The following is a 13,166-nucleotide window of genomic DNA, read 5'->3' as shown; positions in this document are numbered from 1 at the left end:
TGCACGCCCAAACGGCCTTGCAGGAGAATCCCTCTACGCTCTTTGTCGCGCTTTTGCGACAAGCTGGTGTCAAAAATTCATTCAAATTTCAGAATTTTTTTGATGCTGTTGCGACTCAGTTAACGCCAGCAATGCGGCGAAGACGACAAGCGAGGAAAGCCATCCAAGAACTACGTCGGAAAGGTAGTGTGCGCCGAAGGATAGCCGCATCACCGGGGTGAGGATCGAGATTGCCGCCACGGGCGGTACCAGCGCATAACGCAGGGATTTCGGAACGAAGAGCAGAAGGCAGAGAAGCCAGCCGGCACTCGCCGCCTCGCCGGAGACGAACGAGCAGTTCGAAACGCATTTTCCGGCAAGCGAACCTGCCTCGACGAAATGCAGAGCACCGCCGAAAATGTCCGTCTGTATCGGCCGCGGCCGGCCCCAATGTTCCTTCAGGACGACATTGACGAGCAGCACCGGCCCGATCAGCAGCGTTCCGAGCGCGACTTTGAGCTTTTGCGCGCGCTGAGCGTTGAAGGTCGCGCCATGCTGCTGGTAGCATTCGACGAGTTTCCACACCATCACGATCGCCACCACATAGGGCAGGCGGAAGAAGATGGTGCGCAGCAGGTCGAAGGCCGCGACGTCGCGATAGGGAAAGCCGCCGCAGATGCTCCCGGCAGCAGCAGTCGCGTCGCAATCTGCGCCCACGAAAAAAAGCTGGGAAAAATAGATGTCTATTCCGGGAAAGGCGCGGAAGACGGCAAGCAGCGCCCACCACATCCAAAACAGCAGCATGAATGCGCCGAAAGTCGTTTTCGGCAGGCGGATTGCCAGGCCCCGCCATCGATTTTTCGAAAAAACTGTCAACGCGAATATCTACGAAACTGACGAAAACATGAGAGCCCTGATGGCTGCGGGCGACCATAACAATTGTCGCAAGCCATTGACAGACCCGCCAAACGCGAAATTATCCGCGAGGGACGGATTTCAAAGAATCCCAGCGGAGAAGACATGTCAGTAAAGTTGGAAATTTCATTCTCGAAGTCGGCAAAGCTCAATGGCGGCCTGGCGATCCTGTTGAAGACCGCGGAGGCCGACAGCGCTGCCGGCGCTGAAACAGTCGACCCGGCAGGCGTGATCGCCAAGGCTGCGAGAATCGCCCGATTCTCCGCGAAATCCATGGGTGCGCTCGATATCGTCGCCCCCGAAGGCGCGCCCGTCGAGCGCATCGTCGTCATCGGGCTTGGCAAGGCCGCCGAACTCACCGCCCATGACTGGCTGAAGGCCGGCGGTGCTGCGGCCTCGAGAATCAAGAACACCGACAAGGCCGCCGTCTTCATCGACGTGCCCGGGCTCGAGACCAACGCGCGGGCTGCCGCCGATTTTGCGCTCGGCATGCTGCTGCGCGCCTATAGCTTCGATACCTACAAGACGAAGAAGAACGACGAGGAAGAAAAACCGGCGAAATCCGTCAAGGTGACGATCGTCACCGCCGATCCGGGTGGTGCCAAGAAGGCGTTTTCCGATTCCGAAGCGATTGCCGGTGGTGTCAACCTTGCCCGTGACCTCGTCAACGAACCGCCGAACGTGCTCGGTCCCGTCGAGTTCGCCGCCAAGGCGAAGGAACTGGAAAAGCTCGGCGTCGAAGTGGAAATCCTGACGGAGCGCGAAATGCGCCGCCTCGGCATGGGCGCCCTTCTCGGCGTCGCCCAGGGCTCCGTGCGTCCGCCGCGCCTGGCGATCATGCAGTGGAAGGGCGGCAAGGGCAAGGATCGCCCCGTCGCCTTCATCGGCAAGGGTGTCGTCTTCGATACCGGCGGCATTTCGATCAAGCCGGCCGCTGGCATGGAAGATATGAAGGGCGATATGGGCGGTGCGGCAGCCGTCACCGGCCTCATGCATGTGCTCGCCTCCCGCAAGGCTGCCGTCAACGCGGTCGGCATCATCGGCCTGGTCGAGAACATGCCTGACGGTAACGCCCAGCGTCCTGGTGATATCGTCACCTCGATGTCCGGCCAGACGATCGAGGTGATCAACACCGATGCCGAAGGCCGCCTCGTGCTCTGCGATGCGCTCTGGTACTGCAACGACCGCTTTAAGCCGCAGTTCATGATCAATCTTGCCACGCTGACCGGGGCGATCATCGTGGCGCTCGGCAATGTGCATGCCGGCCTGTTCTCCAATGACGACCAGCTTTCCACCCAACTGACGGCAGCCGGTCTTTCGAGCAACGAAAAACTCTGGCGCATGCCGCTCGGCAGGGATTACGACAAGCTGATCGACAGCAAGTTCGCTGATATGAAGAACACCGGCGGCCGACAGGCCGGCTCGATCACGGCCGCGCATTTCCTCAAGCGCTTCGTGCAGGACACGCCTTGGGCGCATCTCGATATTGCCGGCACGGCGATGGGTTCGCCGCAGGACGAGATCAACCAGTCCTGGGGTTCCGGCTTCGGCGTGCGCCTGCTCGACGAGCTCGTTCGCGCCCATTATGAATCCTGATGACCGACGTTCTCTTCTATCATCTGACTGAATCCAGGCTGGAGGACGCGCTTCCGCCGCTCATCGACAAAAGCGTCGAGCGCGGCTGGCGCGTTGCCGTCCAGACGCGCGAGCCGGCGCGGCGTGATGCTCTCGATCAGCATCTTTGGACTTTCCGCGAGGAGAGCTTCCTGCCGCACGGCACCGACGAGGCGGATTTCGCCGAAAGCCAGCCGGTGCTTTTGACCGTGACGCCGGACAATGCCAATGCGGCGACCGTGCGTTTCATCGTCGACGGCGCCGAGCCGCCGCCGGCTGATGGCTATGAGCGCATCGTCTTCATGTTCGACGGTCACGACCAGGAGCAACTGGACGCCGCCCGTGCGCAGTGGAAGAAGCTGAAAGGCGAGGGACATAACCTCACCTATTGGCAGCAGACACCGGAAGGGCGGTGGGAGAAGAAGGCCTGAGCGTTTCGCCACGACGCTGCAGTTCCGCGCGTCTTTTCGAGAGCCGCAAAGGACGCTGCAACACTTTGAATTGCGGCATGAAGCCGTCCAGCTTCGCTCTCCCGGCCAGCGAACGCCGCTACCGTTTCGAACCATTATCCTCGTCGAGGTTTGTCAGGATATTGAGGGGTACGATCCCGCCAGCACTTTCCGACGCGTCGAGCGCCTCGACTGCCAAAACATGCTTTCCATTCGGACTGACCAAAGCGAATGCCCACGCCTTGTCGGCAAAGGTGCTGACCGGCATTTCCGCCCAGCCGGCTTGATGGACAAGGCGTTCGGCATAATAGACCTTGATGGTCTGCGGGTCGGTGGTGCTGGCGAGATTGCGCGCCAGGATACGCATGGACTTCTCTCCGAACCGCCCTTCCAGTTGGCCCAGCACCTTGCGGGTGGCCTGCCAATCCTGGGCCTGGGTCGCCGATCCGAAGGAATATTCCTCGGATCGGGAAACGCCCGGTGCATCGGGCGGCATGACGGCCTCTTCGCCCGAACATGCCGCAAGGCCGAGAAGCGGCACCACGAGGATGCCAATTTTCAACACGCGGGAAAATCGGCCCTTGCGGCCAATTTTATTGCTCATGAGCGGCTGCCCCCGAACACGATTGCCATAGGCCGGCAAATCTTGCCGGTTTCTATGACGTTATTGCGACGCTCAGTCGTGGAAGGCGTCGACGAATTTCCGCTTGCCGAGCATGAAGGCATCGGCGACGTGGCGCAGCGGCGCGAGATCGACGTCCGATTTGCCGGCCTTGATGATTTCGGCAAAGCGACGGTAGAGCGAGGGATATTCCTGCTCCGGCTCGGCGAAGCTGAGCGCGCCGTCGATCAAAAGTTTGGCGCCGCCCTCGGCAAGCATCATCTGGCCGGCTGTCGTCTCCGCGACGATGTCCCAGCTCTGCTTGCCGGTCTGGAGCCAGTCGAATTCGGCGTGAACCGGCAGGCCGTCCGCATTGCGGAAGTGAATGTCGGCCGCGATCGGCGCATCGCGATTCTCGGGAAATTCGAGCACGGCCTCGGTGATGAAGATCGGCCGCGGCAGGATATGGGTGACGATCGACAGCGCGTTGATGCCGGGATCGAAAACGCCGAGGCCGCCGGCCTGCCAGATCCATTCCTGGTTCGGATGCCAGTGGCGGACATCCTCCTTCCAGATCACATGCACGCTTTTGATCGTCGTCGCGGCAAGAAACGCCTTGGCAGCCTCGACGCCCGGCGCATAGCGCGAATGCCAGCTGGCAAAGAGCGACGCACCCTGCTTGTTCGCCAGCGCTTCGAGGTCGGCCACTTCGCTGAGCGTCGCGCCGGGCGGCTTTTCCAGGAAGACGTGCTTGCCGGCGACGAGCGCCTTATAGGCCGCCTCGTAGCGATATTGCGGCGGCATGCAGAGCGAAACGGCATCGATCGAGGGCTCGGCGTCGAGCATCGCTTCGATCGTCGTATAACTCTTGACGCCTTCGACCGTGCCGTGGCGGCTTGCCGTGGCGACGAGTTCGAAATCGGGGTTCTTGGCGATGGAGGGAAGGTGCTGGTCGCGGACGATCTTGCCGACGCCGACGATGGCGAGATTGATAGGAGACATGGTGTTTCGCTCGAGCCTGTATGAAAAGTATGATTATTGACGCGTTTGTATCAGAAAGAGGCGTGCCGACAAGCTCTCCTCCTCCATTCTGTGGCATCCTATCGCATGATGGTTTGGCGAAGGAAGCTGTAACCCATCGCCGCGCGGGCGGCGCGCTCTTCGGAATTGCCGTCGCCGCCATGCCCGCCGGAGCCGAATTCATGGAAGAGCGGCCGGTGTCCTTCTTCCTCCAGCCGCGCGGCAAAGCGGCGCGCATGCGAGGGATGCACGCGGTCGTCATTGGCGGAGCTTTCGATGTAGATCGGCGGATAGCTGACCTTGGTCGCCGGTCCGACATTGTGAAGCGGCGAATAACCGAGCATGAAATCCCGGTCCACCGGCGTCTCCGGATCGCCATATTCGTCCATCCAGGCTTGCCCTGCGCTGAACAGGTGGAAGCGTGTCATGTCGAGAACCGGCACCTGGCACCAGACGGCACCGAAATCGTCGGGATAGCGCGTCAGCATCACGCCGGTCAGCAGGCCGCCATTGCTGCCGCCCTGGCAGGCAATCCGCGACGGCACTGTATAGCCGCGGGCGACGAGATCGCGGGCGATGGCGACGAAATCGGCAAACGCCCGGTCTCGCCCCTGCCGCTTGGCGCTGCGATACCAGTCGGGCCCGAATTCGCCGCCGCCGCGAATATAGGCCTGCACATAGGCGCCGCCTTGTTCCAGCCAGCGTCCTGTCACGCCGGAATAGCTTGGCGACAACGGGACATCGAAGCCGCCATAGCCGTAAAGCAGCACCGGCAGCGCGCCCTTGGTCCATTGCTTCGGCAGGACCAGCCGGTAGGCAACCCTGGTCCCGTCCTCGGAAACAGCCTCCAGCAGTTCGGATGACATATCTGTCGCATCGAAATAGCTGGGCGCCCCGGCGACGAAAAGCGGTTCGGCCTCTCTGCTGCGATCCGACAGCTCGAGGCGGTAACAGACGGGCGGCTGCAGGAAGCCCTGGCCGACGATGTGGAGCGTATCGTCGCCAAGATGCAGATCGGCATGGAGTGGCCTGAAGTGAGCCGTCTGCATATCCGCAGGCAGTGCGATCTCGCGCTGCTCGGCGTCGGGCCTTGTCAGGTCCAGCACCATGAGACGCGGACGCAGCCGATCGGAGATGATGAAGACGCACCACTCCTGCATCAGCATCATCTGCGCGATGGACTGGCCCTCGCCCGGCTGAAACAGGATCCGCTCCGGCCCGAGCAGAGCCGTCTCCGAGGCGGGATCGAAGCGTTGCAGCACGAGGCTGCCGGTCGCAACGCGTTCATCGGTCTTTGCCCGCCAAAGGCAATGATCATGATTGAACTGGAAATCGGCTTCCTTAGGCAGATCGATGCGCCGCTGTGTGCCGTCGTTGGCGATCAGGAAAGCGCTCGCGACGCCGATCTCGTGGGCGGCGACGAAAATATCGATCAATCCGCGATCCGCCGAAGCGCCTGATAGGGCAGGGTCGATGACGAGATTGAAGCCGTAGACGTCCTCGTCTGCTGCTTCGAACATGACGGCGGCATCTTCCGGTCGCTGCCCGCGCTTCAATCGCCGTCCGACGCGCGGCCATCCCGAGCGGGTCGCCGAAAACCTGTCGATGGAACCGAAATAGCAGATTTCGTCACGGCTCAGCCAGGTGGCATGCGATCGTGCGGCCGGTGTATCGAAGCCGCCCTTGACGACCTGTTTCCGCTCGGCGTCGAATTCGAGCAGCCGGAGAAGATCGGAACCGCCGTCCGAAAGCGTGAGCAGCACCCGCATCGGCTCCCATGCGCAGGTGACGGCGCCGCGCCAGTTCCAGCGCTTGCCTTCCCTGACGCAGAAGGCGTCGAGATCGAAGACCGGCTCCCAGCCGGCGTCCGGCAGCGGCTCCTGATCTGCCGGCAGGCGGAGCCAGATGCCGAGAGGATTGTCCTTGCTCTGGCGAAAATCGAACAGCCACTCGCCTCGGCGCATCGGAACGATCAGCCTGTCCTGCCGCTCGATCAGCGCCTTGATCGCGTCGCGATCGCTCTCGAATTCAGGTGTTCTCAGTGCCGCGTCGGAAACCCGGTTGTGCTCGTCGATGAACTGGCGGGTGCGCGGATCGTCGTCCGTTTCGAGATGAAGGTTCATATCTGACCTGCCGGCTTCCGTTGACGTCGGACAGATCTAGGCAGCCGGTCCCGACTTGGCAACCCGCGTTATAGCGCCGCGCGTCTCTTCAGACGCGCGAAGGACGCTGACACTTTGAATCTAAGCATCGCTAGCGGATCGTCACGAAATCGGCCGAGGCGACGACGGTGTTCGGCACCTCGGTCTTCTTGAATTTCAGCGTCACCCTGTGGCTATCCCGCCATCGCTTCTTCGTATTCGGCAGACAGCATCAGCCAGTCTTCCTCGGCGGCAGCGAGTTTCGCCGCAGCTTCGCCGCGCTGCTTTGCCTTCTCGGCGGCCTTGGCTGGTGTTTTCTCGTAAAGGGCCGGATCCGCAAGTTCCGCGTCAAGCGCCTGAATCTGTTTCTCCAGCTTCGCCGTCAAGGATTCGATTTCGTTGATCTTTTTCCTGAGCGGCGTCAGCGAGGCGCGACGTTCGGCATTGAGCTTGCGCTGGTCGGCCTTCGACGTCGCGTCTTCAGTTAGCTGCGGCTTTTCTTCTTTTTTTTTACCTGACGTAACGATGAGGTCGCGGTATTCGTCCATGTCGCCTTCGAAGGTCGTCACCGTGCCGCCATTGACCAGCCACAGCCGGTCGACCGTCGCCTCGATCAGATGGCGATCGTGCGAGATCAGGATGACGGCGCCTTCGTAATCGTTCAGCGCCTCGATCAGCGCACGGCGGCTGTCGATGTCGAGGTGGTTGGTCGGTTCGTCGAGGATCAGCAGGTTCGGTGCATTGAAGGCGGCAAGCCCCATCAGCAGGCGGGCTTTTTCGCCGCCGGAGAGATCTTTGGCGGCCGTCGCCATCTTCTCGGTCGCAAGCCCCATCTGGGCGACGCGGGCGCGCACCTTGGCTTCCGGCGCACCCGGCATCAGCCGGCGCACATGCTCCACCGGCGATTGCTCGGGAATGAGGTCGTCGAGCTGATGCTGCGCGAAGAAGCCGATCTTCAGGCTCGGCGCGATCTTCACTTCGCCGCTCTCCGGCGCCAGCCTGCCGGAGATGAATTTGGCGAAGGTCGATTTACCGTTGCCGTTCGAGCCGAGCAGGGCGATGCGGTCGTCATTGTCGATGCGCAGATTGAGGTTCTTCAGGATCGGATTGCCGGGCTCGTAACCGACGGCGCCGCTCTGGATTGCGACGATCGGCGAGGCCGGCTGCTTTTCCGGCTCGGGAAAAGTGATCGGCTGTACGTGGTCCTCGATCACCGCGGCGACCGTTCCCATGCGCTCCAGCGCCTTGACGCGCGATTGCGCCTGCCGGGCCTTGGAAGCCTTGGCCTTGAAGCGATCGATGAAGCCCTGCAGATGTTTGCGCGCCGCGTCGTTCTTGGCCTTGGCCTTCGTCTGCAACTCGTCGGCTTCCGCCTTCTGCCGCTCGAACTGGTCATAGCCGCCGCGATAGAAGGTGAGCTTCTTCTGGTCGAGATGGACGATCGCATTGACCGCGTTGTTCAACAGGTCGCGATCGTGGCTGATGATGATGACGGTGTGCGGATAGCGCCTGACATAATCTTCCAGCCACAGCGTGCCTTCGAGGTCGAGATAGTTGGTCGGCTCGTCGAGCAGGAGCAGATCCGGCTCGGAAAACAGCACGGCAGCAAGGGCGACGCGCATGCGCCAGCCGCCGGAGAAGGAGGAGGCGGGGCGGGCCTGCGCCGCCTTGTCGAAGCCGAGGCCGGCAAGAATGCTCGCCGCGCGCGCTTCGGCCGAATGCGCGTCGATATCGACAAGGCGCATCTGGATTTCGGCGATGCGGTGCGGATCGGTTGCCGTTTCCGCCTCGGCAACGAGGGCGGTGCGTTCCTTGTCCGCGGCAAGCACGATCTCGATCAGGGCGTCCTCGGTCGCCGGCGCTTCCTGCGCCACCTGGCCGATGCGTGCGGCCTTGGGGATCGACACCGACCCGCTCTCCGAGCCGAGATCGCCGGTGATGACGCGAAAAAGCGTGGACTTGCCGGCGCCGTTCCGCCCGACGAGCCCAGCCTTCGTGCCTGAAGGCAGCGAAACGCTGGCATTGTCGAGAAGCAGGCGCCCGGCGATGCGGGCGGAAATATCGGTGAGCGTGATCATGGCCGGCGTTTTGGCCGAAAGCGCTCGCCAAGGCAAGAGCGCTTATCCCCGCGCCAAGCTTGCTTGTGCACTGACAAGCTTGCTTATCCTCGGGACAAGCTTGCTTGTCCCATGGCAAACCTGCTTCGTCCGCCGCCTCAGCGGCCGAAAGCCTGCACCGGTTGTCGGGGGTTCGACTGCGCGGCGAGAAGCGCCACCCGGGCATTGGCTTGCAATTGTCCCGGCGTTGCCGCGTCGGTGCTGAGCGCCACGCCGACCGAGATGGTGAGCCTGCCGGGATCGGCCTTGTCGGATGTCGCGAAGACCAGATTGTCCTCGACGGAGGCGCGCAGGCGCTCGGCAATCGTCATCGCATCCTGCATGCCGACATTGGAAAACAACAGGGCGAATTCGTCAGCCTCTGTGCGGGCGACTAAATCGTTTTTCTTGACCGACTTGCTGAACAGGCCGGCGAGCTTCTTCAGGAGCTTGTTGCCGACCTGGGTGCCGTATTTGTCGTTGAGATCGGTGAAATTGTCGATATCGACCATGATCAGCGCGCTGCCGGCGGCACCTTCTTCGCGCTTATAGAGATCGGCGATCGTCCGGTTCAGCGCGATGCGGTTCGGAAGTCCGGTGATCCTGTCGGCGATCGCGGCCGATTGCATCGCCGAAATGCCGCGCTCCAGCGTTTCCAGCGTCTTGATATCGTCCTGCAGCTTCGCGCCGATTTCCATCTCCGCTGCAAGAACGGTCGAAAGGGACGCAGTGAGGTAGTCGATCTCGCTGAGGAAGGCGGCAAGGCTCTGGTCGTCATGGCCGGACACGGATTTCAGGATCGTGCCGCAGGCGCGCGCAAAGGCGTTCTTGTGCTTCAGCCCTTCGGCAAGCCTTTCCGCCACGTCGCGCAGCATCCGGCTCGCCTCGTTTCGGGATGTCTCGCCCGCCAGCCCGCAATGGCCGACGAGGCGGTATTTCAGGCCGAGTTCGTCGAGCATCGGCTGCTGCGGCTGGGACCCGAGTGCTGCGATATCCTGCGCAAGGCCGGCATTGAGCCCGACGATCGCCTCATGAAAGAGTTCGTAATTGCGCGGGAGTGCTGCGACGTTCAGACGCGCCATGTGCTGGGCGATCTTCTGAATATCCGCCATCGGCGCCGGACGCGCAGCCTCTCGCGGCACCAGTGCGTTTGCGCTTGCATTCTGCATGACGATCCCTCGCGGCCCGGCCTCATCTCTCTCACTCCGCTATGACTGCAAGCTTTTAAAAGAGACTGAATTTTCAAAGGGAAGCCCAGGATTGGCGGTAGAACCGGCAAAGGCGGTTAATTCAGTCTTGATGGCCAGTTTCGGATGACATCATGTTCTAACTCTTTGATCGGGCCTCACATCCATTCGCGGCCCTCGCTGCGCAGGAAGTAGATGAGATCAAGCGTGAGGCTCGGCTTGCCGAGCGCCGTCAGCGTCATGTGGCACTGGCCGCGATGATGGGTCTGGTGGTTGAAGAAATGCGCGAGCGCTGACGACAGAGGCTGGGTGATCTCGGCCGGCTGCACCACTGTTACATAGGTGAAGTTGGCGGCAAGCGCCGCCTCGTCCAGCATGCCCGTCCAGGCAATGATACGCTCGTCCTCGGCTTTGCGGGCGGCGGCAAGCGAATCCCGATCTTCGAAGAGCACGGCATCGAGTGTCGTCGGCGCTTCGCCGGTGCCGGTGAAGCGCTTCATCCATATCCGGTCGGCAACGATCAGATGATTGAGCGTGCGATGCAGCGAGCCGAAGAAGGCGCCGCAATCATTGCGGAACTCTGTATCGCTAAGTTCGGCCGCAGCTGCATAGACTTGCGTGTTGGCCCAGCGATTATAGGCGGCGAACATCCTGTAATGTCTGAGCATTCCGTCCCTCCCGGTTTGGTCGCGGCAGTCTATCCCCTTTTCCCGAAAATCGCAGTGATGCGCCCATGAAATTTCCTGATTTGATCGCAGGCGCTTTCTGTCGTCGAATGCATGGAGCTGCGATCTCGAAAGGACTGTTATGACCAGAGCCCTCTATTCCCTCTGCGGAGCCGACGAGCGGCGCTTCTTTTCGCCCCATTGCTGGAAGGCGGTGATGGCGCTGGCGCATAAGGGGCTCGATTTCGAGGAGATTCCGACGACTTATGCCCGCATCCGCGCGATCGGCGGCGGTGTCTCGTCGATCGTGCCCGTTCTCGACGACAACGGCCGGCTGATCCCCGACAGTTTCGACATCGCCCTCTATCTGGAAGAGGCCTATCCCGAGCGGCCGTCGCTATTCAACGGCGAGGGCGGCAAGGCGCTGTCGCGGATGGTGGAAGGTTATTCGCAGATGATCATCCATCCGGCGATCATGCGCATCGCCCTTCTCGATATCCATGCGAACCTCGACGAGGCAGACAAGGCCTATTTCCGCGAAAGCCGGGAGGATCGGCTCGGCAAGCCGTTGGAAGTGGTTGCCGCCGACAGCGAAGCGGAGAAAGCCACCTTCGGCGCCAAGCTGGAGCCGCTGCAGCACATGCTGAAGTTCCAGCCCTTCATCGGCGGGCAGACACCGCTCTTTGCCGACTATATCGTCTTCGGCGCGCTGCAATGGCTGCGTGTCTCCGCGGGTCTCGCCATGCTAGCCGCCGACGATCCCGTCATGGCCTGGTTCGAACGCTGCCTCGATCTTCACGAAAGCCGCGGCAGGACTGTGACAGCGGCGTGAAATTGCCGTCTACCTCTTGTTTTCGGGCGTTGGGGCGGGTAAAGACCGCCCACTTTTCCCGAGAAAACAGAGGATTTGACTATGGCGATTGAACGCACCTTCTCGATGATCAAGCCGGACGCAACCAAGCGCAACCTGACGGGCGCCATCACCAAGATGCTCGAAGATGCCGGCCTGCGCGTCGTTGCTTCCAAGCGCGTCTGGATGAGCCGTCGCGAAGCCGAAGGCTTCTACGCCGTTCACAAGGATCGTCCCTTCTTCGGCGAACTGGTCGAAGGCATGACCTCCGGCCCGACCATCGTCCAGGTGCTGGAAGGCGAAGGCGCGATCCTCAAGAACCGCGAGATCATGGGCGCGACCAACCCGGCAAATGCTGACGAAGGCACGATCCGCAAGGTTCACGCTCTGTCGATCGGCGAAAATTCCGTCCACGGCTCGGATGCTCCTGAAACGGCTGCCCAGGAAATCAAGTACTGGTTTTCCGATACCGAAATCGTCGGCTGAGGCCACGCTTCGGCATTCGCCGGCAATGCCTTGAATTGACTCTCGAAAGCCGGGGCCTTGCTCCGGCTTTTTCTATGCATTTCTCTATGCCGGGCATTTGTCGGTGTTCGAGAAATCGACGCTGCCGTCAGGCTTGAAGACCTCCGGGTTCTTTTCATAAAGCGCGCCGACGACCAGCGGCTTGCTCGGCAGGACGGTCTGGTCGAGGTCGGACCGGAACTGCGTCTTCAATTCCTGCAGCACCTTGCCGTCCTTGTCGACCAGCCGGACGCTCACGGAATAGGGGCGGTCCTTGCGCACGCAGTGCAGTTTTTCGCTCTGCAGCGCGATCTTGTCGTCGATCGGGTAGATTTTCTGGTTCAGCACCAGCGGATCGCCTCCTTCAGGATTTTCGAATTCGGCGATGATGACAGAACCGTCGGGGATAGGCCCTGTCTTCTTCAGCGTCAGCAGATAGGTGGCGCTCGCCACCCGATAGTTGAAGACGAAGAGATGGCCGGTGACCTCGACCAGGTTTTCAGCCTGGCGCTGGCAGGCTGACAGCATCAGCCCGGCCACCACCGCCATCACGATCCAATGCTTTCTCATGGCGTCTCCTCCTTCTTGCGGCGATAGTGACGGTTCGCCTTGGCGCGGTTGCCGCAGACCGCCATGTCGCACCAGGCCCGGCTTCTGTTCTTGCTGCGGTCGATGAACAGCCAGCCGCAATTGCCGCAGATCTTCATGCGTTCCGGATCGGGCATGACGATCAGCCGCAGTGCCGAATGGGCGGTCGCCGCGGCCAGGCTGTCGGAGCCTGCTTCGCGTAATGTCTTCGCCAGCGCTTCCAGCAACCTGGCCAGCAATTGGTCGTCGCCGCCATTCAGTATACGCTCGCGGAAATAGAGGTCGATCGCTTCCCGCAGCGCGATGAAATCCACCTCGTTTTCCGCCGCCACCGGCGCGATGTCGCCGAAGAGGGCGCGCTCGGCGCAGAATTCGGCCGCGGCTCTTGGAAAACTCCGCATCTGGTCCCTGACCGCGAAGCGGTCGATCCGCCGCGTTGCATCGTGGCGCAGAACGACGCTGTTGACGACATCGAGTGCCAGCACGCCGCCGGCAAAGCGGTGAGGAGTCCAGGAAAAGCTCATGGTGAAATTATAACTGGTGAAATAGGTTTTACC

The 13,166-nt window shown here is 61.5% G+C and carries 13 protein-coding genes; 4 read left to right on the top strand and 9 right to left on the bottom strand.

What is annotated here, in order from left to right; all coding sequences use genetic code 11:
• Positions 1-81: 81 nt before the first annotated feature.
• The gene (locus tag HX898_RS27870) at positions 82-855 is read right to left on the bottom strand and encodes a phosphatase PAP2 family protein (RefSeq protein ID WP_180196366.1); all 774 of its coding nucleotides are present in this window, start codon (positions 853-855) and stop codon (positions 82-84) included.
• A gap of 144 nt (positions 856-999) precedes the next feature.
• Between HX898_RS27870 and HX898_RS27865 the strand changes: the two genes are divergently transcribed.
• Entirely contained in the window at positions 1,000-2,490 is a 1,491-nt protein-coding gene (locus HX898_RS27865; RefSeq protein ID WP_180196365.1) for a leucyl aminopeptidase, read from the top strand.
• A complete protein-coding gene (locus HX898_RS27860; RefSeq protein ID WP_138387625.1) occupies positions 2,490-2,939 on the top strand; it encodes a DNA polymerase III subunit chi in 450 nt (149 codons plus the stop codon). Before HX898_RS27865 ends, HX898_RS27860 begins: the two co-directional genes overlap by 1 nt.
• A 118-nt stretch (positions 2,940-3,057) precedes the next feature.
• On the opposite strand, the gene HX898_RS27855 is transcribed toward HX898_RS27860, so the two are convergent.
• From HX898_RS27855 to HX898_RS27830, 6 genes are all read right to left on the bottom strand, one after another.
• Entirely contained in the window at positions 3,058-3,561 is a 504-nt protein-coding gene (locus tag HX898_RS27855) for a hypothetical protein (RefSeq protein ID WP_180196364.1), read from the bottom strand.
• 72 nt (positions 3,562-3,633) lie between these two features.
• Positions 3,634-4,560, bottom strand: a complete 927-nt coding sequence (locus HX898_RS27850; protein WP_180196363.1) for a Gfo/Idh/MocA family oxidoreductase — start codon at positions 4,558-4,560, stop codon at positions 3,634-3,636.
• A gap of 98 nt (positions 4,561-4,658) precedes the next feature.
• Positions 4,659-6,701 (bottom strand): prolyl oligopeptidase family serine peptidase, encoded by a 2,043-nt coding sequence (locus tag HX898_RS27845; RefSeq protein ID WP_180196362.1) that lies wholly within the window; start codon positions 6,699-6,701, stop codon positions 4,659-4,661.
• A gap of 212 nt (positions 6,702-6,913) precedes the next feature.
• Complete coding sequence (gene abc-f / locus HX898_RS27840; RefSeq protein ID WP_180196361.1) at positions 6,914-8,797, bottom strand: ribosomal protection-like ABC-F family protein; 1,884 nt, start codon at positions 8,795-8,797, stop codon at positions 6,914-6,916.
• Positions 8,798-8,934: 137 nt separating this feature from the next.
• A complete protein-coding gene (locus tag HX898_RS27835) occupies positions 8,935-9,984 on the bottom strand; it encodes a GGDEF domain-containing protein (protein ID WP_180196360.1) in 1,050 nt (349 codons plus the stop codon).
• A 176-nt stretch (positions 9,985-10,160) separates the two neighbouring features.
• Entirely contained in the window at positions 10,161-10,670 is a 510-nt protein-coding gene (locus HX898_RS27830; protein ID WP_138328351.1) for a DinB family protein, read from the bottom strand.
• A 139-nt stretch (positions 10,671-10,809) separates the two neighbouring features.
• Between HX898_RS27830 and HX898_RS27825 the strand changes: the two genes are divergently transcribed.
• Together HX898_RS27825 and ndk are read left to right on the top strand one after the other, a co-directional pair.
• Entirely contained in the window at positions 10,810-11,499 is a 690-nt protein-coding gene (locus HX898_RS27825) for a glutathione S-transferase family protein (RefSeq protein WP_171599418.1), read from the top strand.
• Positions 11,500-11,580: 81 nt separating this feature from the next.
• The gene (gene ndk / locus HX898_RS27820) at positions 11,581-12,003 is read left to right on the top strand and encodes a nucleoside-diphosphate kinase (RefSeq protein ID WP_003547097.1); all 423 of its coding nucleotides are present in this window, start codon (positions 11,581-11,583) and stop codon (positions 12,001-12,003) included.
• An 84-nt stretch (positions 12,004-12,087) separates the two neighbouring features.
• Here the strand turns inward: ndk and HX898_RS27815 are convergent, their stop codons facing one another.
• On the bottom strand, positions 12,088-12,591 hold the full coding sequence (locus tag HX898_RS27815) for a hypothetical protein (protein ID WP_138328349.1): 504 nt from the start codon (positions 12,589-12,591) through the stop codon (positions 12,088-12,090).
• Entirely contained in the window at positions 12,588-13,133 is a 546-nt protein-coding gene (locus tag HX898_RS27810; RefSeq protein WP_138328348.1) for a CGNR zinc finger domain-containing protein, read from the bottom strand. The genes HX898_RS27815 and HX898_RS27810 overlap by 4 nt, the downstream gene beginning before the upstream one ends.
• Between the last annotated feature and the right edge of the window lie 33 nt (positions 13,134-13,166).

This window comes from Rhizobium sp. WYCCWR 11128 (genome assembly GCF_013416305.1).
Taxonomy (GTDB): domain Bacteria; phylum Pseudomonadota; class Alphaproteobacteria; order Rhizobiales; family Rhizobiaceae; genus Rhizobium; species Rhizobium indicum.
Note: the sequence above shows the minus strand (reverse complement) of the source record. Positions and strands in the feature narration are given on the sequence as shown.

What these genes read in the sequence shown, in the direction of transcription:
- HX898_RS27865 (WP_180196365.1), top strand. Translation starts at nt 1,000, where the DNA reads ATGTCAGTAAAGTTGGAAATTTCATTCTCGAAGTCGGCAAAGCTCAAT.
- HX898_RS27860 (WP_138387625.1), top strand. Translation starts at nt 2,490, where the DNA reads ATGACCGACGTTCTCTTCTATCATCTGACTGAATCCAGGCTGGAGGAC.
- HX898_RS27855 (WP_180196364.1), bottom strand. Translation starts at nt 3,561, where the DNA reads ATGAGCAATAAAATTGGCCGCAAGGGCCGATTTTCCCGCGTGTTGAAA.
- HX898_RS27850 (WP_180196363.1), bottom strand. Translation starts at nt 4,560, where the DNA reads ATGTCTCCTATCAATCTCGCCATCGTCGGCGTCGGCAAGATCGTCCGC.
- HX898_RS27845 (WP_180196362.1), bottom strand. Translation starts at nt 6,701, where the DNA reads ATGAACCTTCATCTCGAAACGGACGACGATCCGCGCACCCGCCAGTTC.
- abc-f (WP_180196361.1), bottom strand. Translation starts at nt 8,797, where the DNA reads ATGATCACGCTCACCGATATTTCCGCCCGCATCGCCGGGCGCCTGCTT.
- HX898_RS27835 (WP_180196360.1), bottom strand. Translation starts at nt 9,984, where the DNA reads ATGCAGAATGCAAGCGCAAACGCACTGGTGCCGCGAGAGGCTGCGCGT.
- HX898_RS27830 (WP_138328351.1), bottom strand. Translation starts at nt 10,670, where the DNA reads ATGCTCAGACATTACAGGATGTTCGCCGCCTATAATCGCTGGGCCAAC.
- HX898_RS27825 (WP_171599418.1), top strand. Translation starts at nt 10,810, where the DNA reads ATGACCAGAGCCCTCTATTCCCTCTGCGGAGCCGACGAGCGGCGCTTC.
- ndk (WP_003547097.1), top strand. Translation starts at nt 11,581, where the DNA reads ATGGCGATTGAACGCACCTTCTCGATGATCAAGCCGGACGCAACCAAG.
- HX898_RS27815 (WP_138328349.1), bottom strand. Translation starts at nt 12,591, where the DNA reads ATGAGAAAGCATTGGATCGTGATGGCGGTGGTGGCCGGGCTGATGCTG.
- HX898_RS27810 (WP_138328348.1), bottom strand. Translation starts at nt 13,133, where the DNA reads ATGAGCTTTTCCTGGACTCCTCACCGCTTTGCCGGCGGCGTGCTGGCA.